General features: G+C 48.2%; 24 protein-coding genes. 9 read left to right on the top strand and 15 right to left on the bottom strand.

What is annotated here, in order from left to right; all coding sequences use genetic code 11:
• Nucleotides 1-39 precede the first annotated feature (39 nt).
• Both ACN08W_RS00470 and gabT read left to right on the top strand, forming a co-directional pair.
• On the top strand, nucleotides 40-1,467 hold the full coding sequence (locus ACN08W_RS00470; protein WP_419108512.1) for a gamma-aminobutyraldehyde dehydrogenase: 1,428 nt from the start codon (nucleotides 40-42) through the stop codon (nucleotides 1,465-1,467).
• A 132-nt stretch (nucleotides 1,468-1,599) separates the two neighbouring features.
• Nucleotides 1,600-2,940, top strand: a complete 1,341-nt coding sequence (gabT, locus tag ACN08W_RS00475) for a 4-aminobutyrate--2-oxoglutarate transaminase (RefSeq protein ID WP_419108513.1) — start codon at nucleotides 1,600-1,602, stop codon at nucleotides 2,938-2,940.
• A 115-nt stretch (nucleotides 2,941-3,055) separates the two neighbouring features.
• Here the strand turns inward: gabT and ACN08W_RS00480 are convergent, their stop codons facing one another.
• Nucleotides 3,056-4,333 (bottom strand): sucrase ferredoxin, encoded by a 1,278-nt coding sequence (locus tag ACN08W_RS00480; protein WP_419108514.1) that lies wholly within the window; start codon nucleotides 4,331-4,333, stop codon nucleotides 3,056-3,058.
• A gap of 61 nt (nucleotides 4,334-4,394) precedes the next feature.
• Here ACN08W_RS00480 and ACN08W_RS00485 point away from each other — a divergent pair, with 61 nt between their 5' ends.
• The 4 genes from ACN08W_RS00485 to ACN08W_RS00500 all read left to right on the top strand — a co-directional run bounded on the left by ACN08W_RS00485 (nucleotide 4,395) and on the right by ACN08W_RS00500 (nucleotide 8,282).
• The gene (locus tag ACN08W_RS00485; protein ID WP_419108515.1) at nucleotides 4,395-4,802 is read left to right on the top strand and encodes an RNA-binding S4 domain-containing protein; all 408 of its coding nucleotides are present in this window, start codon (nucleotides 4,395-4,397) and stop codon (nucleotides 4,800-4,802) included.
• Nucleotides 4,803-4,874: 72 nt separating this feature from the next.
• Entirely contained in the window at nucleotides 4,875-5,405 is a 531-nt protein-coding gene (locus ACN08W_RS00490; RefSeq protein ID WP_419108063.1) for a GNAT family N-acetyltransferase, read from the top strand.
• A gap of 31 nt (nucleotides 5,406-5,436) precedes the next feature.
• Entirely contained in the window at nucleotides 5,437-6,789 is a 1,353-nt protein-coding gene (locus ACN08W_RS00495; protein ID WP_419108516.1) for an MATE family efflux transporter, read from the top strand.
• Between the two features lie 167 nt (nucleotides 6,790-6,956).
• On the top strand, nucleotides 6,957-8,282 hold the full coding sequence (locus ACN08W_RS00500; RefSeq protein WP_419108517.1) for an MFS transporter: 1,326 nt from the start codon (nucleotides 6,957-6,959) through the stop codon (nucleotides 8,280-8,282).
• A 65-nt stretch (nucleotides 8,283-8,347) separates the two neighbouring features.
• On the opposite strand, the gene ACN08W_RS00505 is transcribed toward ACN08W_RS00500, so the two are convergent.
• The 3 genes from ACN08W_RS00505 to pdxS form a co-directional block, all read right to left on the bottom strand.
• On the bottom strand, nucleotides 8,348-9,385 hold the full coding sequence (locus tag ACN08W_RS00505; RefSeq protein WP_419108518.1) for a YeiH family protein: 1,038 nt from the start codon (nucleotides 9,383-9,385) through the stop codon (nucleotides 8,348-8,350).
• 57 nt (nucleotides 9,386-9,442) lie between these two features.
• Nucleotides 9,443-10,081, bottom strand: a complete 639-nt coding sequence (gene pdxT, locus ACN08W_RS00510; protein WP_419108519.1) for a pyridoxal 5'-phosphate synthase glutaminase subunit PdxT — start codon at nucleotides 10,079-10,081, stop codon at nucleotides 9,443-9,445.
• A gap of 203 nt (nucleotides 10,082-10,284) precedes the next feature.
• Nucleotides 10,285-11,190: a pyridoxal 5'-phosphate synthase lyase subunit PdxS gene (pdxS, locus tag ACN08W_RS00515; RefSeq protein ID WP_419108520.1), complete on the bottom strand. Its 906-nt coding sequence runs from the start codon at nucleotides 11,188-11,190 to the stop codon at nucleotides 10,285-10,287.
• 89 nt (nucleotides 11,191-11,279) lie between these two features.
• Here pdxS and ACN08W_RS00520 point away from each other — a divergent pair, with 89 nt between their 5' ends.
• The 3 genes from ACN08W_RS00520 (at nucleotide 11,280) to ACN08W_RS00530 (ending at nucleotide 13,961) form a co-directional block, all read left to right on the top strand.
• Nucleotides 11,280-12,779: a PLP-dependent aminotransferase family protein gene (locus ACN08W_RS00520; RefSeq protein WP_419108521.1), complete on the top strand. Its 1,500-nt coding sequence runs from the start codon at nucleotides 11,280-11,282 to the stop codon at nucleotides 12,777-12,779.
• A gap of 66 nt (nucleotides 12,780-12,845) precedes the next feature.
• Nucleotides 12,846-13,439 (top strand): hypothetical protein, encoded by a 594-nt coding sequence (locus tag ACN08W_RS00525; protein WP_419106720.1) that lies wholly within the window; start codon nucleotides 12,846-12,848, stop codon nucleotides 13,437-13,439.
• Nucleotides 13,440-13,595: 156 nt separating this feature from the next.
• On the top strand, nucleotides 13,596-13,961 hold the full coding sequence (locus tag ACN08W_RS00530; RefSeq protein WP_419108522.1) for a hypothetical protein: 366 nt from the start codon (nucleotides 13,596-13,598) through the stop codon (nucleotides 13,959-13,961).
• 70 nt (nucleotides 13,962-14,031) lie between these two features.
• Here the strand turns inward: ACN08W_RS00530 and ACN08W_RS00535 are convergent, their stop codons facing one another.
• The 11 genes from ACN08W_RS00535 to ACN08W_RS00585 form a co-directional block, all read right to left on the bottom strand.
• Complete coding sequence (locus ACN08W_RS00535) at nucleotides 14,032-14,484, bottom strand: hypothetical protein (RefSeq protein WP_419108523.1); 453 nt, start codon at nucleotides 14,482-14,484, stop codon at nucleotides 14,032-14,034.
• Nucleotide 14,485: 1 nt separating this feature from the next.
• Nucleotides 14,486-15,142: an Asp23/Gls24 family envelope stress response protein gene (locus ACN08W_RS00540; protein ID WP_419101189.1), complete on the bottom strand. Its 657-nt coding sequence runs from the start codon at nucleotides 15,140-15,142 to the stop codon at nucleotides 14,486-14,488.
• Nucleotides 15,142-15,705: an RNA polymerase sigma factor gene (locus ACN08W_RS00545; protein WP_419101188.1), complete on the bottom strand. Its 564-nt coding sequence runs from the start codon at nucleotides 15,703-15,705 to the stop codon at nucleotides 15,142-15,144. The genes ACN08W_RS00540 and ACN08W_RS00545 overlap by 1 nt, the downstream gene beginning before the upstream one ends.
• An 87-nt stretch (nucleotides 15,706-15,792) precedes the next feature.
• Complete coding sequence (locus ACN08W_RS00550; protein WP_419108524.1) at nucleotides 15,793-16,416, bottom strand: hypothetical protein; 624 nt, start codon at nucleotides 16,414-16,416, stop codon at nucleotides 15,793-15,795.
• Between the two features lie 2 nt (nucleotides 16,417-16,418).
• Entirely contained in the window at nucleotides 16,419-17,045 is a 627-nt protein-coding gene (locus ACN08W_RS00555) for a hypothetical protein (RefSeq protein WP_419108525.1), read from the bottom strand.
• A complete protein-coding gene (locus ACN08W_RS00560; protein WP_419101185.1) occupies nucleotides 17,042-17,401 on the bottom strand; it encodes a hypothetical protein in 360 nt (119 codons plus the stop codon). Before ACN08W_RS00560 ends, ACN08W_RS00555 begins: the two co-directional genes overlap by 4 nt.
• A gap of 40 nt (nucleotides 17,402-17,441) precedes the next feature.
• Entirely contained in the window at nucleotides 17,442-17,642 is a 201-nt protein-coding gene (locus tag ACN08W_RS00565) for a hypothetical protein (RefSeq protein ID WP_419101184.1), read from the bottom strand.
• Complete coding sequence (locus tag ACN08W_RS00570; RefSeq protein WP_419101183.1) at nucleotides 17,642-18,133, bottom strand: Asp23/Gls24 family envelope stress response protein; 492 nt, start codon at nucleotides 18,131-18,133, stop codon at nucleotides 17,642-17,644. The genes ACN08W_RS00565 and ACN08W_RS00570 overlap by 1 nt, the downstream gene beginning before the upstream one ends.
• A gap of 187 nt (nucleotides 18,134-18,320) precedes the next feature.
• Entirely contained in the window at nucleotides 18,321-20,582 is a 2,262-nt protein-coding gene (locus ACN08W_RS00575; protein ID WP_419108526.1) for a heavy metal translocating P-type ATPase, read from the bottom strand.
• Between the two features lie 92 nt (nucleotides 20,583-20,674).
• The gene (locus ACN08W_RS00580) at nucleotides 20,675-20,890 is read right to left on the bottom strand and encodes a heavy-metal-associated domain-containing protein (RefSeq protein WP_419102731.1); all 216 of its coding nucleotides are present in this window, start codon (nucleotides 20,888-20,890) and stop codon (nucleotides 20,675-20,677) included.
• Between the two features lie 49 nt (nucleotides 20,891-20,939).
• The gene (locus tag ACN08W_RS00585; RefSeq protein WP_419108527.1) at nucleotides 20,940-21,272 is read right to left on the bottom strand and encodes a metal-sensitive transcriptional regulator; all 333 of its coding nucleotides are present in this window, start codon (nucleotides 21,270-21,272) and stop codon (nucleotides 20,940-20,942) included.
• Nucleotides 21,273-21,446 lie beyond the last annotated feature (174 nt).

A 21,446-nucleotide genomic window follows, 5' to 3' on the forward strand; every position in this document is an offset into this window, starting at 1 on the left:
AATGCACGTCACCCCAATACACAATGAAGGGTTCACTCCATGAAACGCCTACAACACTTCATTAACGGAGAATTTATCGACTCTCTTTCAGTCGAGACACTCGATATCGTTAACCCCGCAACCGAAGAAACCGTCGCACAATCACCTATTGCAACAGCAGAAGAGATCGAAGCTGCCATGAGTGCTGCTCGTGAAGCCTTCACTAGTTGGCGAAGAACCACCCCATCACAACGACAAAAATACCTCCTTGAGCTGGCAACAGCCATGGAAGAAAACGCCGACAAACTGGTTGAAGCGCAACACCGCAATACCGGTCAGCCACGAGAAATCATCCGCAACGAAGAAGTTCTCGCCGGTGCAGACCAAATGCGCTTCTTTGCTGGTTGCGCACGCACCCTTGAAGGCAAAGCGGCCTACGAATACATGGCCGACCATACCTCCTATGTTCGCCGTGAACCCGTAGGTGTTGTTGCCCAAGTCGCCCCATGGAACTACCCGCTCCTAATGGCCGTGTGGAAACTGGGGCCAGCTTTGGCGGCCGGTAATACCGTTGTTCTTAAACCCTCGGACACTACCCCAGAATCCACTCTGGTGCTGGCCCAGCTCATTCAGAATATTTTCCCTGCCGGCGTGGTGAATGTACTCTTAGGAGACGCAAGTGTTGGGGCTCAGATGGTAGAACACCCCACCCCGTCCATGGTCTCTATTACCGGTTCAGTGCGTGCAGGCCAAGCAGTCGCCGCAAGCGCCGCAAAAGACCTCAAACGTGCACACCTTGAACTTGGTGGTAAAGCTCCCGCCATTGTTTTCGCTGATGCAGATTTACCTCGCGCGGCTCGTATGCTCACCGAATTCGGGTACTTTAATGCTGGTCAAGACTGCACTGCTATTACTCGTGTTCTTGTTGAAGAGTCTGTCTACGAACAATTCCGTGCACTGCTGGTGCAAGAAGCCGAAAAGATTACGACCGGAGACGCAGACGACTCAAAGAACTATTATGGCCCGCTCAATAACGTCAACCATTTCAAGACGGTTATGCAGAAGCTAGAGAACCTTCCTGAGTACGCGGTTGTTGATACGGGCGGTGTTCGTTGCACTGAACGCGGATACTTCATCGCCCCCACGGTGATTAGTAACGTCAAACAGCAAGACCCTATCGTCCAAGAAGAAACATTTGCTCCGGTTCTGACTGTGCAACCTTTCAGTGATGAGGCAGAAGCTCTAGAACTAGCTAATGACGTCTCGTATGCCTTGGCCTCTTCTGTGTGGACAAACAACCATGGTGTTGCCATGCGCATGTCTCGTGACCTGGATTTTGGTGCTGTATGGATTAACACTCACGTCATGCTCACCGCAGAAATGCCACATGGAGGATACAAACTCTCTGGATACGGCAAAGACCTCTCCCTGTATTCAGTAGAAGAGTACACCCGCGTCAAACACGTGATGAGTGATATGAGCGTGTAATTCCTCTACGGCGGGAGTCTTTAGCTCCTGCTTGTGAAGTGACTGAACACAAAAGCTGCCGAGAAGAGCCCCAAACGTTTCACGTGAAACGTCAACTCTTCTCGGTTGCTTCCTCTAAGAGAAAGTACATCAATGACAAACATAACCTACCGCCTACCACAAGAAATCAAACTCAACGGCATCTTCCCCGGTGAACACTCACAACAACTAGCACAACGACGAGCAGACGCCGTACCCGCCGGAGTCGCCTCCACCGCACCCATCTACGCACAAGACGCAGACGGCGGAGTAATCCTCGACGTCGACGGAAACTCCTTCGTAGACCTCGGCTCAGGCATCGCCGTGACCTCCGTAGGCGCAAGCGCCCCACGAGTGGTCAAAGCCATCCAAGAAGCCAGCGAACATTTCACCCACACCTGTTTTATGGTCACCCCCTACGAGGGATATATTGCGGTAGCAGAAAAACTCAACGAACTCACCCCCGGTAACTTCCCTAAACGATCCGTCCTCTTCAACTCCGGCGCAGAAGCCGTAGAAAACGCCGTAAAAATCGCGCGCGCAGCAACCGGACGTAACGCCATCATCGTTTTCGACCACGCATACCACGGGCGAACCAACCTCACCATGGCACTCACCGCAAAAGCCACCCCCTACAAAAAAGGCTTTGGCCCATTCGCACCAGAAATCTACCGTGTTCCCATGAGCTACCCCTACCGTGACGGTGAAGAACTCACCGGCACACAAGCGGCACAACGAGCTATCGACATCATCGAAAAACAAGTCGGAGCAGAATACATCGCCGCCGTGCTCATCGAACCCATTCAAGGTGAAGGCGGATTCATCGTCCCCGCAGAAGGATTCCTCTCTAACATCGCACAATGGGCAAAGAGCAAAGACATCGTCTTCATCGCCGACGAAGTACAAGCCGGATTCTGCCGTACCGGACGATGGTTCGCCAGCGAATATGAAGACATCGAACCAGACCTCATCACCACCGCAAAAGGCATTGCCGGTGGTATGCCATTATCAGCCGTTACCGGACGAGCCGAACTCTTCGAAAAAGTGCAACCAGGCGGACTCGGCGGCACCTATGGCGGAAACCCTGTCGCCTGCGCCTCAGCTCTCGCCACCATTGAAACCATGCAAGAATGGAACCTCAACGAACGCGCGTTACGTATTGAACAACTCATCCGCCAAAAACTTGAACCACTCGTCCACGAACTGCCTATTCTTGGTCAAGTACGTGGACGCGGCGCCATGATGGCACTAGAGTTCGTTCTCGACACCAACTCACAAGAACCACACCCGCAAGCAGCACGAGATATTGCAAGCTACTGCCTAGAACGCGGAGTGCTTATCCTCACCTGCGGAACATACGGCAACGTTGTACGCCTATTACCTCCTCTAACCATCCCAGAAAATCTCCTTGAACAGGCATTAGATATTCTGGTTGAAGGTATCCGCTCAATCTAAAACATTCCTACACTCTAAAAGTGTTGTCCCCGTAGCGCGCATGCTACGGGGACAACACTTTAACAAGAAAAACTGCAATCTTCAGAACCACACCTGAAAACTTACCAGCAACTGACTAACGATGAGACGCCTTCTCCACCGAGAGAACCTTAAACGTTGAAAGCGGTTTTTCTCCTTTACCGCAAGACTCACGTGCCGGAGCAGTCTTCGTTTTAGCTGTGACAACAACCCACGAACGACCATCCTCATGGCGAACAATAGAGCGCTGAACACCCTTATGCGCAGACGAAAAAACTTGAGAAGACCCAGTATCCTGCCCACCATGAAGCAACGCATACTTTTCACGACGGTACTGCTCTTTAACCTCACGATACCGCCGATTAAGCTCATTGAGCTCTACCAGCTCTTCAACACATGCCTGACCATAAGACAACTTCTTGCGTAGAACCTTCGCCCGCGCCTTCTGCTCACGCCACAGTCGACTCTTACGCAACCGCGCATACTTCTTCTTCAACTGCCGGTACTCTCGAGACTTCTTAAGATTCTTCTTTTTCTTTGAGGACTTCTCACTTTTAACAGAAGAAAACGACAGCTGAGAAATAGTAGGCTCTTCTCCACCCTGAGCAAGATACTCACGAACAGCAACCTCTGCCACCTGATGAACCGCCGCAAGAGAAGAACAACCACGAATACCAGCCAACGACGGAACCTGATACTCCTCTAAAGACACCACCGCCATAAGAGCAGTAGCAGGAGTCAGCCGACCATACATATAACCAGCAGGCAACACCACACCGGTGGGAGCTAAACGATGCCCACCAATATGCGAACACTCCCAAACCGTCTCCGGAGGGCGAACCTGCTTGAGATACTGTGCAATAGGCCGTCCTGCTAACGCGCAACACCGATCACGCTTACCATGAGTACACAAAAATATGAGACTATGAGGAACCTTCTCAACACCCTTAATCTTCTGCGGTGAGTGCAACGGAAGAGAGAGCATCTTCTCTAAATGAGGAACCTCAAAACGGTACGTGTGCTGCTTCCCCTGTGCACTATTAACAATAAAAATGCGGTGTGTTTGACGCTTCTGCTGAGATTGACTTCCACGTGAAGCCGGCTCCCTAATAAACAACAGCTTATATCCGCGAAGTTTTTTAACCTTACGCGCAATTCTTCGAGCAAGTGCAGAATGAACACTGCCACCTTTGAGGATCTCTCGCCCCCACTGCCCTGGCACCTCAACACCAACCCATCCGCGGGTACGTGTAGCCGTCCCATAAGTTTCCCCCGCAACATTCTGAGAACAAGACTCTGGTGGAAGAACAGGGAAACGGATAGTAGAAAGAATCTCCTCATGCGAGCAGGGTGGGAGGGAGAGGGTGGTAGTCATATCTTCAGCTTAGCTGGGTATGCTAAGAGAGTCATATTTGTTTTGAGGAAAGGCACAGAAAATGAGTCAGGACAACCTCAGCTCATCTCATCAACATAATCCACCAGTTCGGGTTGATGTGTGGTTGTGGTCTGTGCGTATCTTTAAAACACGATCCTTAGCGCAGAATGAATGTAAAGCAGGGCACGTACGTATCGACGATAGCGCTGTTAAACCCTCGCGAACAGTAAAACCGGGAGACGTGATACGTGTACGATACCCCGGATATGAGAAGGTCCTGAAAGTTATTCGTACCATTTCTCGTCGAGTAGGCGCACCTATCGCGGTAACCTGTTACGAGGACTTATCCGAACCATACCCATCATATTTATTGCGTGGCGGTGTTCCCCGCCGTGAACCTGGCGCGGGGCGCCCAACAAAAGCTCAACGTCGTGAACTCAACAAACTTCGAGGATACGAAAAATCTTAAAATCTGATACTCAACCTATAGAGAGGAAAAGCTCTCTTCCGTCGACTCACCCCTGCCACTAGGATAGAGCGAGTGATACATGAAGAAACCCCAAACTACCGGTTAGCAAACCTCAACGACGCACCCATACTGCACACCTTCGCACAAAAGATGTTCCCTGACGCAACACCGTCCTACATCCCCCAAGAAGCAGTACAAACCTTCATCAACGAAAAACTCTCACAAAAAATCTTTGAAGAATACATCCGTTCAGAACACTACCAAGTAGGCATCCTCGAAAAGAACAAACAACCTGTCGGGTACACCGTCCTCTGCACCAACACCGCCGAAAACCCCGAAATCGTTGCAGAAGCAGCATGCTTAAGCAAGTTCTATCTAGACCCATCCGTACGCGGCAACGGAACAGCCCAAAAAATGATGGATGCCGTCTGCGAACAAGCACGACAAGCAGGCTTCACAACACTATGGCTCGGCACCGCAAAACTCAACATACGTGCCAACAAATTCTACGAAAAATACGGTTTCCGTATCGTCGGAGAACGCAAATTCTACCTCACCCAAGACATCTACGGAGACGACGTCATACGCCGTCTCAACCTCTAAACACCTGCCCCACACAAGTAGAGTAAAGATTATGTCAGCTACCCGCCCTGCACCCTCCAACACCTTGCACCGACAAATCCTTCACCTAGCAATACCAGCCTTCGGCGCACTCGTCGCTGAACCGCTCTTCGTCATGGCTGACTCTGCCATGATCGGACACCTCGGCACCGACAAACTAGCAGGACTCACCCTCGGCTCAACCATCATCCAAACAGTCATAGGGCTAATGGTGTTCCTCTCATACTCCACAACACCAGCAGTTGCCCGAGCCTACGGAAAAAATAACCTCGCTCAAGCCTACGCTGCAGGACGAAACGCGCTCTGGGTCGCCCTCGGACTAGGGGCACTACTTGGCATCTTAGGGTGGGTTTTCTCTCAACAGCTCTTCACCGCATTAGGAGCAGACACCGTCACCACCATCAACGCCCAAGAATACTTACACCCCTCACTACTTGGACTGCCCGCCATGCTCGGCGTACTCGCAATCGTAGGGGTGCTACGAGGTTTACAAGACACAAAAACCCCGCTCTATGTTGCCACCGTCGGCGCGATTGTGAACATCGTCCTCGACTGGGTGATGATTTACCTTCTGGGGTGGGGACTTGCCGGCTCTGCTATTGCTACCGCCACCGTACAATGGGGCATGTTCGCTGTCCTCAGCGTGAGTCTGTGGCGGGGTATCACCCGATACGGTGTGCAACTTGCACCCGAACTTTCGGGGCTTCGCCACGTATTTGCTCTCGGCTCATGGCTCATGTTGCGCTCGCTTTCTATGCGAGTGGCGTTACTCGGCACGGTTATTGTTGCCACACATCAAGGGCAGACAGCTCTTGCAACCTATCAGCTCACCATGAGCTTTTTTAGCTTTCTTGCTTTTGCACTCGACTCTTTGGCTATCGCTGCACAGGCTCTTTTAGGTAAAGAACTGGGTGCGCAGAACCTCAACACGGCACAAGGAAAAAACGCTGTTCTTGATCTTAAAAATGCTTTGGTGCGGTGGAGTCTTTATTTTGGTGTAATTACAGGAATTTTCTGTGCACTCATCGGTTTTACCAGTAGCTGGATTTTTAGTTCTGACCCGCACGTTCAACACCTTTTTGCGTTGTCCTTACTAGTTGTGGGACTCACCCAACCATTAGCCGCATATGTTTTTGTTCTAGACGGGGTGCTGATGGGCGCAGAAGACATGCGTTATCTTGGCATTGCTTCACTCATTGTTTTAGGTGCCTACGTGCCGTCACTTCTACTCGTTGACGTCCTCACCCCGCTCATGGGGCAGAGTGTGGCCTTTATCGCTCTATGGTTAGCGTATTCTACGGTTTTCATGGGTGCTCGTGCCGTGACTCTTGGCCGACGCGCTCGCACTGAGATATGGGTTCGGTAGGATGTGCAATAAAAATATTTGAACTAATTTTGAACCTTTATGATATATTGACTTGCATCACACATGAGCGGTTCTGTTGTCAACGAACTTTGAAAATATAAATAATCACACAAAGTGTATTTCGACGTTGACAGTGGATGTTCAATATCTTTTGAGCAGGTAAAGAGATGTCATCCCGTAAAAAAGTATTAAAAATAATATTAATATCTATCTTTATACTTTCAGGATTTATTGGTTCAGTTTCAGAATCAACTTACGATATGTCCTTCGCTAAAACCGCTCTGGACATATCTGATAGCGTTACAGCAATCGGCTGGATATATTTTGCAGGATATCTTACTGAAGCAGTAGCATCAGCAACTTTAGGGTCAAAGATAGACGCAATTGGTCCCATAAAAGCAGTCATAATATTTACTTCATTAGCTTCTTTGCTGCTTATCACTGCTGGTCTATCTAACCTCATATTTGGTGTTACCAGCATTATTCTTATAGTACTTTTAGCTGGAGCTATCGACTTTATCAATCAGTTAGTTGGAATTGCTCACGAATCAGCACTTCCCGAAGTCTTCGGCGATGACGAGAGAAGTCTCATCCAATTTTCCGGTCTTGATTCATCGGTTCGGTCTATATCATCTATCGCCGCACCCGTTATATCCGGCGCAATTATTTTCGACTTCCCAGGATTTAAGTCATTAATTATTGTAGGAATACTCTATGGGCTAAGTTATACCTTACTTGTTTTCTTCTTATCAACGGTCAAAAACCAACAGATGGGAGTAACTATTGGACAGCAGGCACACTTAACAGAAAAGTCTGAGCATAACCAGCAGGAAAAATTAGATGGAACTTTAGAAGAAAAGCCAGCAGAGAGTACGAGTCTTCCTAACGGTTTCCAGCAGACGCTATCTTACATTTTAAGGTCACCGTCGTGGAGATATTTCCTTGTGATTGACACGTTAGCTACGGTTGCCATATCCACAGTTCTACTGCTCCTATTCGCGCTATTGGTACACGAATTTACCTTAGACACATCTTCTGCTGGTTTAGTTTTAGGAGCTATGGCTCTAGGATCTTTTATCGCAGCATTTTTTATTGGAAAATCTACAAAAGATACTATTTCCAAATTATTTGGTATTGGATGTTTTATCACCGGTTTAGGAGGTGCCATCATTGCTCTATCCTACGGAACACTAAGCATTGCTATGGTTGGGGCATTTATCTTAGGGTTCGGTAGTGTCTTTCAGCTGAGAGGGATGACCCTTCTTATCCAGCTCAACGCCCCTCAAGGAAAAATTGCTGCTTGGTTCTCCGTCATAGATACTGTTGAACTAATTTTCAATGCAATAACAATAATTATTGCCGCATATATCATGGATAAATTTGGTGGAACACCAGTTTTCCTAGTTGTTGCTATCATCTCAATACTATGCTCAATAGCTTGGCTAGCTATTAAAAATACTTACCACTTTACGACAGCAGCCCAACAGCAATAATGAAAGTATATTTTCACTCAACTACCCACGGTAGGAACCCATGAGAACCTAAGATGCTTGAAAACCTACATGATGACTAAGACCAAGACAAGGCTCACCACAGCCGCAACCACACTCGCAACAGCACCCAAAACAACAGCACTCAACCCCGTCGTCATAATCTTCCGAAGATGAACATTAGTGCCCATCGCACCCATCGCAACAGTAATCAACACAGTTGACAGAACCTCAGCACCCCTCAACACGCTGCTAAGAACACCATCAAACCCCATATAGCTCAATACTGAACGCAAAAATACTGCAATAAGAAAACCCACCACAAAAAGTGGCAACAACGGTGGCCGCTTCTGAGACGACACCCCACGACGAGCTTTCTCTTGCCCCTGCCGATACCCCACATAAGCAACCAAAGGAGCAAGAAGAACCACACGACCCAACTTCGTCACCGTAGCAGTTGCCACCACATCCGTACCGATAAACCCAGCACCCGCAACAACCTGACCCACCTCATGGATAGAAGTACCAATCCAAACCCCAGCCTGCTCGGACGAAAGACCAAACTGAACAGCTAAAGCCGGAATAAGAAACATCAAAAATGTTCCAAACAGTGTTACACAAGCAATAGCAGTAGTCGCAGAAGACTCCACATCCTCTTCGGAATCATCTTTTTTCTCTAACACCGCAGACATACCAGCAACCGCAGAAGCACCACAAATAGCTGTACCCGTCGCAATAAGCATACGAGAATTATGGGCAACACCCATCAAACGTCCGCACCACAACGTCACCAGATACGTGCTCAGCACCGTGACCGCAATGATAAAAAGCACGCCCCAACCTAGCCCAAGAATGTCAGGAATTGCCAGACGCAACCCCAAGAGCACAACACCAACCCTCAAAAACGTTTTACTCGAATACGTCAAACCTGCTGAACAAGAATCGGGGATAAGACCCACATTCCGCATCAAAATGCCGAGAACAATCGCCAACAGGAGAACGCTAACAAGCTGAAACCCCGGAATAAACGTGATGAGATAAGCTCCCACTGTTAACGCAATTGCAAAGAGAATACCGTGTAAGCGGGAGGTAAAAGTACTGAACATAAACTAAACATAACCCATATCTACGATACGTACACCAAGATATGACAGCTTCAACGTTTAAGACAGAGAACAGAATGATGATCTAAAATTCGTCATGCTAAGAAGCTCACGATGAATCGTTGTATCGCCCGTAAGTTCAGGGTGAAAAGAAATACCCATAACATTGCCCTGCCGAACACCGACAACCTGCCCACCATGATGAGCTGTTACCTGAACATCTTGACCCACTCGACTCACTCGAGGCGCCCGAATAAAAGCCGCATGAACAGGGTGTAGCTGTTCATCTGCCCCACGCCAAAGAACCTCTGTCTCGGCAGAATCAACCTGCGAACCAAAAGCGTTACGATCTACAGAAATATCAAGAATATCGAGTGTTTGCTGACCCGGTGCAGGGTCGTCTACAGTGTGCGCTAACATGATGATCCCAGCACAAGTACCTAACGTTGGTACACCTGAGATAATAGCTTCGCGTAGGGCATCCCGTACCCCAAAAATACGAGTAAGACGGTCAATGGTAGAAGACTCTCCACCGGGAAGAATCAACGCGTCTAACCCATGAAGGTGCTCAGCCTTTTTAACAAGAACTACCTGCGCACCCAGAGATTCCATCATTTGTGCGTGTTCTGCGACGCCACCTTGAAGGGCAAGAACACCAACAGTTTTACTGTTCCCAGAATTGTTAACAATAGTGGTCAATGTTTGTACCCTTCGTGTTTTTCTCGCGCAAACTTATACAGATAAAATCTGTGGCTAAACTAAGCATATTTATTGTCTATGCGTGGATTCTATTCTGTGCTATTGAGCCATATTAATAGGCTCCTATAAATACTTGTGGGTGCTATGTGCCCGTTCTAAGGGGGTACGTAGCGCCCACAAGAATTTTTGTGTAATTACAATTCTTACCAGCCGCGCTCAGCTAAACGGTGAGGTGCTGGAAGGTCCGCAACATTAATACCAACCATCGCTTCACCCAAACCACGAGAAGCCTCAGCGATAACAGCAGGGTCGTTATAGAACGCAGTGGCCTTAACGATGGCACGTGCACGAGCAACAGGGTCACCAGACTTAAAAATGCCAGAACCAACAAAAACACCATCTGCACCAAGCTGCATCATCATTGCAGCGTCAGCAGGGGTTGCCACACCACCAGCAGTAAAAAGAACCACCGGAAGTTTTCCTGTGCGTGCCACTTCCACAACGATGTCGTACGGTGCAGCAAGCTCTTTAGCTTTCACATACAACGCGTCAGGAGAGGTCGCATATAGTGCTTGTAGTTCAGCAATCTCAGATTTAATCGTGCGAATATGCTTTGTCGCTTCAGAAACATCGCCCGTGCCAGCTTCGCCCTTAGAACGAATCATCGCCGCACCTTCAGCAATACGGCGAAGTGCTTCACCCAAATTAGTTGCACCACACACAAAGGGAACAGTGAACTGCTGTTTATCAATATGATTCACGTAATCAGCAGGAGAAAGAACCTCAGATTCATCAATGTAATCCACCTTGAGAGATTGAAGAACCTGCGCCTCAACAAAATGTCCAATGCGTGCTTTAGCCATTACGGGGATAGACACCGCGTTAATAATGTCTTCAATCATGTCGGGGTCACTCATACGAGCAACGCCACCTTGAGCACGAATATCGGCAGGCACACGCTCCAGTGCCATCACCGCAACAGCACCAGCATCTTCTGCAATTTTTGCTTGTTCAGCGTTGACGACGTCCATAATGACGCCACCTTTGAGCATATCTGCTAATCCTCGTTTGACGAGGGGAGATCCATGAAGTTCAGTATTTTCAATCATGGTCTCTACTGTGCCCTAAAACGCTGGTCTAAGATAGAGCCAAGAATCAACAAAAATTTTAGACCACTAGGTGGAACTACTACACTCCTATGCACACCTCAGCTTCTGTAGAACTACCCATCACCCTTAACCGCAACCTCACAACCTCACTACCAAGCCAACTGGCAGAAAAAATACGCGAACTCATCCTCAATGGCACACTCATCGCATCAGACCCGCTACCCTCAACACGAACACTCGCTCAACGTCTCAACGTCTCCAGAGGAACAATCGTCTCCGCTTACGAACAACTCACTGCAGAAGGATACTTACACACCACACACACCGGAACAACCATCAACCCCCACCTACCTCACCCCCACAACAAACACCACACCAATACGCCACAGCCCACCACACCAACACACCTTTCCACTAGTCACCTGAGAACACCTCAAAACACCATTATCGACCTACGGCCAGGCACCCCAGACACCTCCACACTCGCCAGCACACCATGGAGAGCAGCATGGAGAACCGCAGCAGCCAACGTCGGAACAACATACCCTGCCACAGGTTCTCCCACCCTCAAAAAAGAACTAGCCGAACACCTGCGAATCACCCGAAACGTCATCACCCACCCCGAAGAGCTACTCATCACATCAGGAGCACGAGACGGATTTAGACTCACCCTCTCAACACTAAGAACCATCATCAAAGACCGCCCACTACGTATCGCCGTTGAAAACCCAGGGTACCCCTCACTACAAAAAATTCCTGCCACCTTCGGACACACCATCATGCCGATACCCCTCGATACACAAGGACTCAACCCCCAACACCTACCTCCTCACACCCCACCAGATATCATCCTTCTTGCACCAAGCCACCAATACCCACTAGGCACCACCATGCCTATCACACGCAGACTCGAACTGCTCGAATGGGCACACAAAAACAAAGCCCTCATCGTCGAAGACGACTACGACTCCGAACTGCGTTACACAGGAGACCCCGTCCCCGCGCTCGCTTCACTCACTCGCTCACATCATCTAGCATCACACTATGATTGTGTCGTTACCCTCGGATCGTTCGCTAAAACCCTCTCCCCAGCCGTTGGGCTAGGCTACCTTCTCACTCCGCAACACCTACATGAGCCACTTAGCACGCTCAGAACCCAGCTCGGCTCACCTGTCTCTGCCATTACTCAAGAAGCGATGACACTCCTCCTACAAAACGGTACGGTACGCCGTCATATTGCAAAGATGCGAAGAACTTACGCCACAAGACGTCGTCTTGTACAAAACTATTATGACCACAGCAAACTTTCTCAACAGTGCACACTCCTACCCATGGACGGCGGGCTACACGCCATCCTCAAATTCACGTCGAGAGCGCACCTCAGCGCAGAAGAACAATACCTCAAAGAACAAAAGGTTGTAGCGCGAGCTAAAGAACAAGGAGTATCCGTCAGAAGCTTAGGAGAATACTGGTCGCATAATGGTATGCCGCGTCAAGACTACGGGCTAATCATCGGCTTCGGTGCAGTATCAGAACGGTACCTCGAACAAGCAATGACACTGCTAACCCGCATCATCTGCAATCCCTAAAACAGACTCTGAGAATTATCAGTTCTCTACTCGCACGAAAATACTCTTTTCCGATAGCCTTATACCGTGACTCAAAACCGTACCCACTCAAAATCTTCAAACAACCAATCAGAGCAGAAAAAACAGTTGCTAAGCCAGTGGACTGCCGTCCACGCATCAATATACGTTGTATTCGGTCTCATCACGTTATTCATGGTGAACCCCAGTCTTGACGTACTTCGCTATACGATTTCACCATTTATGGTCATATTGGCAGTTGTGCATAGCTACCTATACAAAACTTTATCTGCAACAGAAAAAGACAAGAGTCGGTTTCTCTTTGTCACCTCGTCCGTAGTGTTGTGCATAACTACGCTGATATATCTATTTTTTGCACGGGAAGAAACTTCAGCCGGAGTTATCCTCGGAATAGGATGGTGTATTTCTGGTGCTGCGCAAACCATCTTTTCAAACAAGTTAAAGAACAACAACGCACTTGCTAAAGATTGGCGTTTCGAAGGAATCATGATGCTTGCAACAGGGCTGAGCTTCTGGGCTGTGAGCGGTATCGGCGATAGAGCCATGCTTGGAGTGTTCAGCTGTGGCGCAATCATTACCGGTGTGTTTCTAAGCACCGGTGTTATCACGTGGCACCGGCTCGGGAAACCTCTAGAAATATAGAACACCTACAAAACGACGTCTCTTACCTCATCCAAGTTCCCAGTAGCTTGAAGTTTTCTTTGGGGAAATACACACGACAAGCTGAAAGATTAACATTCTCTGCATGCTCGCCGGTTAACGAGTAGACTGGATGAGACACATCAGGAGGAAAGTTTAGTGGTACAACAGCGCCCTAGAGGTTTCAAAGAGCAGGTGACAGGGCCGCTCGTCATCGCCTCAATTCTAGCCGTCGTTGCGTTTTGGGGAACCTTCATCACTGCAACAGGTGGAACAAATAACCGCCCACAATATGTTTTAGCGTTTACGGTTGCTGGTGCAGTTTTTATCGTTACCATCGTTGTTTGTGCAACATTAATTCTTATTGAAAAACCGAACTCTCCTGAACTAGGGCAAGGTACCGGAATCAACCGTTCTTCAGCAAAACTTTACGCCGAAGCCCGTGCCCGACGTGAAGCCCAAGCACGCGCAGAAAAAGCACAACAGAAAACCTCTCAAGAGGAGAAAAACTCTCAAGAGCGTTAAAGACGTTGTGACGATAAAACTTAAAATAAATATGCTGGTGACGAGGGAAAACTCGTCACCAGCATATTTTTTAGCTATTGACAATGTCTATATGAAGAACCACTGGCTCTTCCACAATACGACGGACAACCTGCGCTACAGTCCGTACGGTATCTGGAACATTCGCACTCGAGGTTGTTCCTAAACGAAGAACAATATTTAGTTGGGGAGTCTGCACCGCACTCTGTGAAGAACGAGAACGATCAGAGTCAATACCCTTTTTCTGCTCAGATGAGGCAGACCCGTTAAGGGTTTCTCGAACCGTTGAACCCACCGTAGAGTTAACCGCGCTCATCGCCCGCAAAATACGTGTAGCACCAGCATAATGAGGGTAGATTTTCTCTACACCCTCTACCGCTAATACTTCCTTGCGTATCCGAGAAATATCAATTGATAATTCAGAACCTTGGTATTCTTCTTGCGTGTTATTTTGGGAATCAGAATCGTGGGAGGAATGTGGCTCAATATGAATGATTTGTGGCATATCACGCACCTTTCCGGTATTCGAAGGCAGCTTCGTCGCGGAGCATCCCCCAAGCACCAGTTTTCTTCTGACGTGTGTGTTGCGTTTGAGCAGCATCAAAAATATCTTGAATCGTCACGTTCACCATCTGAACGTTCAGCTCACTAATACGCTCAATTTCTTTGAGAATCAGTGTTCGTAACTCTTCAGCAGCGTTGTCAATAACTGTGCCAAAACGAATAGATGCAGTGACATTAACCGTAATGGGGGAATCGATAACAGTCACATCACCATCAAGATGGCATTTACCAATAACGACGTCCTCTAACTCATCAGCGGCTGAACGGATAGCTGAGATAACTGAACCTTCCGTCTGTGTTAGACGGTCAAACTCGTTATCTGAGCGTAGGGGGATAGAACGTCCAGCTTTAGTTTCGAGAGCAATATTATTCAAGAGCGTATCAATCCAGCTCGTATCCTTATTTTGCTCTTTAAGGTCATGCTCAGAGAGCTCAGCGGTGAGTGTGCCGAGCTTACGTAGCGCCTTGACCCGTTGTGTACATACAGGACATTGATCAATATGTTCTGTTGTTTTTCTATGGGCTACCGTTTCATTATTTTCGTGTTCATCATCCAACCAGTCACTTAAGACGCTGAGAGGGATTCTACAATCAGACATTATTTCCAGCCCTCCAATCCATCAAGCAGTGCGATTCTTGCTCGAGCAAGTTTTCCTCGAACACTAGATTCGCTAATCATCAATGTCTGTGCAATTTCTTTATATGAGGCTCCACCAAGTTCCCTCATCACCCATATCTGCCGTTGCTGAACGGGTAATGTTTTGAGCACTTCGGAGAGCGCACCCATCTGTGAACCCGTAATAGCACTTTGCTCAGGAGTAGCTCCTGCAGCGACGGGTTCGGGTGAATTATCAATGTCGGCGTTGAGCTTACGCGCTCTAATAAGATCGATTCCTTTACGGTTGACAAGCATCATGAGCCAGCTTTTAACACGTTCAGGGTTCTCGACCGTATCCATTTTCTTCCACGCCTGAATAAAGGTTTCTTGGAGAACATCGTCTGCGTCAGCGGTGCTTCCTGTTAACCGAATAGCGTAGGCCCTCATGGAAGGAGCATGTCTACGTAATAGAGCTTGAAATGCGTCTGAATCGCCGTTTGCAGATCTTTCGCACAATAATGCGTCAGATAGTCCTGCTACTCTATCGGGGGTGAGTAATGCCATGTGTTTTCCTTCCCGGTCTCACAAAAACACAAGGCAGAACCAACAACATTAATAACTCGTGTGGTTCTGCCTTATGTGTTCTAAGGGTTAGTTTACCCGTTGTGTGTCCTTGGACATCATGGCGCGAATCCCGCCGGTCAAATAGACCGTTACAGGAATTTCTTGTCCTGTAAGGGCATCTAAACCAGCAACAGTCTTATCAACTGTTTCCCGTAGTGAGAGCGGGTTTGCGCCCTGTCGAACTTCAACCTTGACAAATAATCCAGAGGTTTTCTTGGGGAGTTTAAGTGCCGTAACACTTGTACTTAGAACGTCAGGGTTTTGCTCAAAAGACTCTTTGACAGCGTCTTTAGCGAAACTAGCAGCAAGTTCTGTGCGTCCCTGAGAGCCCTGCGACTTTACCGAGTGCTGACTAGAAGCTACAGAATGAGCGCGGTTACCATGCTGAGCAAAAATCCAACGTACCAGAAGGAAAACGACGATGACCGCTAGAACAACAACTCCGACTGTTACCCAGCTAAAACCCCAAGGAGTTGCAGCTGCCGCAAACACATCGCGTGCTGGCTGTTCTACCTGATCAACAGCATCATTCCAGTACTGTGCCAAAGGCTCAGAGACTTTCAACGCGATAAGCCCTGCACCTAAAGCAAGGAATATTAAGCCGAAGAGGGTCAGTAAGATTCTATTGAGTGCGCGAGGTGCGTTACCCATCTTTATGCCACCAGCCCTTCTCCAGTAACAGTGACCGAAGCGCGCATTGTCGGTACAAAACCGTATGCGTCCAAGGTTTTTTGTGCAAAATCAGTGATTTCTTGAGTCGGTACAACCGAACCAGAGGTCGGAACAATCTCTACAACAGCCTTAGCGTGGTAGATACTTGTGGTGACCTGCTCCTGATTGAAACCGAATTGACGGCGTACTGCCTCGCTCATTGCCGCAGCGATGACTTTATCATCTGCAACAAAAGCGACTCTCTGGCGAGATCCTAAAGAATGCTTTGCCAAAGTCCCAGGCGACAACGCCTTTTGAACAGCGAAGATACCGAGGATGACAAGAACAGCGCCCGTTAGGTAGAGTGCCCAGTTAGGTATGCCTGAAGGTAGCTGAGCTACACCATCAAACATCTGTTCACCGCTGAGCAAAAGAGCCTTCTGCCCTGCCATGCTCAAAACTAGTTCAATACCAGCCCAAAGAATGACGGCGAGCAATAAGACCGCGAAGAAAATGGAGACGCCAGCACGTGAAGAGTGCGTTTCGCGACGAACCATATATTTAACAAACGGCCCTGGAGCGCGACGAGCGGTGGGATATTCTTCGACATATTCTTGATGACGACTCATTGAACACGCACCTGCTTTCCGTACTCGGTAATACCTGAAATGCTGACATTTACTGCGCCAATCTCACGACCAGTAATCTCACTGGCCTGTGCGATAACTAGCGCACGAGCGCGCTCCACCAAATCAAAGACCGTGCCACCCATTTCTTGAAGAAAGTCAGGTGAAGTGGGAATCTCGTCGAGACGTGGAGCACGAAGCGGTATAGAAATGTTCACGCCGAGCTTACCTGAGTGATCGGTGAGCGTCGTCTTAATATCAGACGACGCCACACCGAACGCCTCAGAAGCAACAGCAGTGCACACGGTAACCAGAGCCTTGCGGGCAACAATCGTGTTTCCGCGACTACTTGAATTCATTGCTTGTACTTTCGTGGACTATTCACCGAAGTGACATGGATTAGTTGGAGGAAGAGCCCTTTTTATTTACGAGAGACTTCCATGCTTCATCAAGGTTCAAAGAACCGTTTTCGAGCATTGCCCCGAGGAATCCACCTGCTGCAAGGAAAATTACAGCGAGGAGGAATCCGCCAAATCCATGATCAAGTGCTGCATATGCAAGCACTGCGGCTACTAATAATCCGATTAGAGTCTTACTCACTACTTAACACGGCTTTCAGTTTTGGTTTCTTCTTCTACTTCTTCTTCGTCATCTTCAGAAGCAACATGAACATCGAGAATTTCGATGTTTACTTCAGTTACCTCAAGACCAGCGAGGTCTTCAATTGCCTTGATGACGGAGTTACGTGCGTCTTCAGCAACCTTGTAGAGGGGGTAAGGGTACTCAACAACGAGGGAGAGATCTACAGCAGCCTGAGTCTGGCCAACCTCTACAGAAACACCCTGCTTGAGGTTTTCTTCCTGACCAGCGAAGGAACGAATAGCGCCCAATGCGCGAGCTGCGCCGCCACCAAGTGCGTAAACGCCTTCTACGTCGCGAAGAGCGAGGCCAGCAATCTTAGCGATAACTGCGTCATTGACGTGGGTGGTACCCTGACCGCTATCTGCGCCAATGTTCTTTGCAGGACCAGAGGAAGCTGAAGTGCTCTTGGACTCTACATCTGCAGGGGTTACCTTAGTGTTCTGTGCCATGATTCTTTCTCCTTGCGAGTTTACTGTCATAATGGCTAAAAAATTTTTAGATAACGGCACCCCAAGAGATATTGGTCGAAGCGCCTGAGGTGCCGTCACTAATAAGACGAAACGACAAGAGAAAATGTCACGGTATTTTCTCAAAAATGTTCAGTGGACTTATGTTTTTGCTGATTTACTAGCTGTTTTACTTTGAAGAATTTTCTCGGAAACGCATCAACCTCAAAGAATTAAGAACCACAATCACCGAGCTAGAAGCCATCGCAGCGCCAGCAATCATCGGGTTCAACAATCCCAAAGCAGCCACAGGAATAGCAATAAAGTTATACCCAAACGCCCACACAAGATTAGACATAATCAGCCTCAACGTTGCTCGTGAAAGCTCAATTGCTGTCACGATAGAACGTACATCGTTACGCATCACCGTCATATCAGATGCTTCCATGGCAATATCTGTTCCAGAACCCATCGCAATACCAAGATGGGACTGCGCCAAAGCAGCCGCATCATTGACACCGTCACCCACCATGGCAACGCGTACCCCACCTTCTTGAAGGCGTTTAACAGTCTCTACCTTTTGAGATGGTGATACCCCAGCAAAAACATCCTCATCTGCAATACCCACTTGATGTGCGATAGATTCTGCAACAGGCTGAGCGTCACCGGTTAGTAACACTGGACGTAGTCCCTGCTTCTTTAATGCGGCAATAGCCGTTATTGCATCATCTTTTGGCGTATCTTGAAGCGCGATGAGAGCAGCTGGGGTGGCGTCAACAGCAACCATGACCACCGTTAAGCCCCGTTCTTGCTCCTGCCGTAATAAGAGGGCATCTTTCTCACTCAACTGCACTGAATGCTCCTCAAGGAAAGAACGCTGCCCAACCATCACAGTGTGCTTTTGCCCCGAAGACCGTACGCATGCTTGTACGCCGCCACCTGCGGTCATCGTAAAATCTTCTACAATTGGCTCAACCACAGAACTATGATCAGCGTTGACATGACGGATAATTCCCTGAGCAATAGGATGCTCTGAACGTTTTTCAACACATGCAGCATAGGTAAGAGCCTGCTCAACAGTAAGACGCGAGGAACTACCGCTGAGCGGCAACGTATGAACGACGTTAAACTTTCCTGCAGTAACTGTTCCTGTCTTGTCGAAAATAATTGCACCAATATCGCGAGTATCTTCTAGCACTTGTGCAGAACGAATCAGAATACCTAGCTGATAAGCACGCGTGGTTCCCGCAAGAAGCGCAGTAGGAGTTGCAAGACCCAAGGCACAAGGGCATGCAATCACCAAAACAGATACTGAGGCAATGAAAGCGCTATTGACGTCCTGAGAGAACACCCACCACGCAAGGAATGTCAGCACCGCAATCACAAGAACTACCGGAACAAAAACCGCAGAAATCCTATCTGCTAGACGCGCAATAGGTGCTTTAGTTGCCTGAGCCTCAGAGACAAGAGCACCTATCTGAGCTAAAGTCGTCTCTTCCCCCACACGGGTGGCCCTGACCGTCAAAGCACCAGAAAGATTGACCGTAGCACCTGTGACGGTATCTCCCACTCCAACCTCAACCGGAGCAGATTCACCGGTCACGAGAGACATATCAACAGAGGATTTTCCTTCAACCACCTCACCATCGGTGGCAATTTTTTCCCCAGGTAAGACAAGAAACTCATCATCTGGCATAACATCTTGAGCCGGAATCTTGACCTCTTGACCATGACGAAGAATACGAGCTTCTTTAGCGCCCAGTTCAAGAAGCTGATGAAGAGCGCGAGAAGAACGCTGCTGAATACGCTGTTCGATGTAACGTCCTATCAAGAGGAAAAAAGCAACCATCGTTGAAGAATCAAAATAAAGTTGATGGCTATGCGCAGAATGAGCGTGCACAGCTGCTGTCATTGCAGGGTCGATCAGCAACTGAGCTAAAGAAAAGAAATAACTAGAAAGAACACCTAGCGAAATGAGAGTGTCCATCGTAAACATACCATGTCGCAGATTGGCCCATGCTGCACGATGGAAAGGAATCGCTGACCAAAACACCACTACACTCGCAAGGAGTGCAACCGCCCAACCCCAATGCGGAAACTGAACAGAAGAAAACATCGATATAAAGAACACCGGAACAGCAAATACTGCTGTAACCCAGATTCTTTGTTTGAGAGAATCTAACTCTGTATGCTCAGGAGAAGAAGACGCTCCTTGGCTCATCGTTGGTTCTTTAAGCTGTGCCGTATACCCAGCTTTTTCAATCGTGCGAATTAGTTCTTCAGCTTCTACACCTTCTGGAACAAGTACTCGAGCGGAAGATAACGGCAAATTAACGGAAGAGTCCACTCCGTCAATTTTGTGCAATTTGCGCTCTACCCGCCCAACGCAGGAAGCGCAGGTCATGCCTCCAATATGAAGATTGATAACGCGTTGGTTTTGTTGCTCGTTCACAGTTATTTTCCTAGAGGTTAAGAAGGGGTATAAAAGGCAGAGGGCACCTCAGCTCCATGAGAACGATGAGGTGCCCTCAAGGTCAGTGAGGACTAATCCACTAGGGTGAAGCCGGCTTCTGCGATGGCCTCACGAATCTTATCTCTACTTAACTCTTCTTCGTGTGAGATAGTGACGGTGGATTCTCCATCTTTTACAACGTCCACGTTGACCTCTTGCACTTCAGAAAGCTCTTTGAGCTCTTCTTCTACGCTCATTGCGCAGTGGTTGCAGGTCAGTCCTGTTGCTTTGACAATAGTTTCTGTCATGATATTTTCTCCATATTTTTAGGTTTTATGGTGTACAAGGAAAGCTTATTTAGGAGCGTAAAAGCCGTGAAATTGCGGCACTAGCTTCAGAAACTTTATGCTCTACGATGCGGTGGTCTCCTGTGCGCTGAGATTCTTCTGCCGCGTGAACAACACAATGTCCGATATGTTCTTCGAGCAAGCCGATAGAAACAGCATGTAGTGCCTTATTAGCTGCTGATATTTGCGTCAAAATATCAATGCAATATTGGTCTTCTTCTACCATGCGTGAGATACCACGGATTTGCCCCTCAATGCGACGTAACCTTTTGAGATACGCTTCTTTTTCAGAGGTGTATCCGTGAGGCGGTGAGGTCTTTGAGTGGACTTCTTCTTGGCACATGTTGCACGTTCCCTCCGTAGTGTTTGGTGTTCGATGAGGAAAACACCCACCTCCAAGATATACCCCCTAGGGGTATAAAACAAGAGGTGTCAAGAATGTATTTATTTCTGCAAAAAACCACGAAAGACGCTTCTACCCTCCCCAGAAAACTAAGCTTAGGTTAGTGTTAACCCC

It is taken from the genome of Rothia sp. CCM 9419, assembly GCF_048512815.1.
GTDB lineage: Bacteria > Actinomycetota > Actinomycetes > Actinomycetales > Micrococcaceae > Rothia.

Coding starts and splice junctions, on each gene's coding strand:
- ACN08W_RS00470 (WP_419108512.1), top strand. CDS start 40: ATGAAACGCCTACAACACTTCATTAACGGAGAATTTATCGACTCTCTT.
- gabT (WP_419108513.1), top strand. CDS start 1,600: ATGACAAACATAACCTACCGCCTACCACAAGAAATCAAACTCAACGGC.
- ACN08W_RS00480 (WP_419108514.1), bottom strand. CDS start 4,333: ATGACTACCACCCTCTCCCTCCCACCCTGCTCGCATGAGGAGATTCTT.
- ACN08W_RS00485 (WP_419108515.1), top strand. CDS start 4,395: ATGAGTCAGGACAACCTCAGCTCATCTCATCAACATAATCCACCAGTT.
- ACN08W_RS00495 (WP_419108516.1), top strand. CDS start 5,437: ATGTCAGCTACCCGCCCTGCACCCTCCAACACCTTGCACCGACAAATC.
- ACN08W_RS00500 (WP_419108517.1), top strand. CDS start 6,957: ATGTCATCCCGTAAAAAAGTATTAAAAATAATATTAATATCTATCTTT.
- ACN08W_RS00505 (WP_419108518.1), bottom strand. CDS start 9,385: ATGTTCAGTACTTTTACCTCCCGCTTACACGGTATTCTCTTTGCAATT.
- pdxS (WP_419108520.1), bottom strand. CDS start 11,190: ATGATTGAAAATACTGAACTTCATGGATCTCCCCTCGTCAAACGAGGA.
- ACN08W_RS00520 (WP_419108521.1), top strand. CDS start 11,280: ATGCACACCTCAGCTTCTGTAGAACTACCCATCACCCTTAACCGCAAC.
- ACN08W_RS00535 (WP_419108523.1), bottom strand. CDS start 14,484: ATGCCACAAATCATTCATATTGAGCCACATTCCTCCCACGATTCTGAT.
- ACN08W_RS00540 (WP_419101189.1), bottom strand. CDS start 15,142: ATGTCTGATTGTAGAATCCCTCTCAGCGTCTTAAGTGACTGGTTGGAT.
- ACN08W_RS00545 (WP_419101188.1), bottom strand. CDS start 15,705: ATGGCATTACTCACCCCCGATAGAGTAGCAGGACTATCTGACGCATTA.
- ACN08W_RS00550 (WP_419108524.1), bottom strand. CDS start 16,416: ATGGGTAACGCACCTCGCGCACTCAATAGAATCTTACTGACCCTCTTC.
- ACN08W_RS00555 (WP_419108525.1), bottom strand. CDS start 17,045: ATGAGTCGTCATCAAGAATATGTCGAAGAATATCCCACCGCTCGTCGC.
- ACN08W_RS00560 (WP_419101185.1), bottom strand. CDS start 17,401: ATGAATTCAAGTAGTCGCGGAAACACGATTGTTGCCCGCAAGGCTCTG.
- ACN08W_RS00570 (WP_419101183.1), bottom strand. CDS start 18,133: ATGGCACAGAACACTAAGGTAACCCCTGCAGATGTAGAGTCCAAGAGC.
- ACN08W_RS00580 (WP_419102731.1), bottom strand. CDS start 20,890: ATGACAGAAACTATTGTCAAAGCAACAGGACTGACCTGCAACCACTGC.
- ACN08W_RS00585 (WP_419108527.1), bottom strand. CDS start 21,272: ATGTGCCAAGAAGAAGTCCACTCAAAGACCTCACCGCCTCACGGATAC.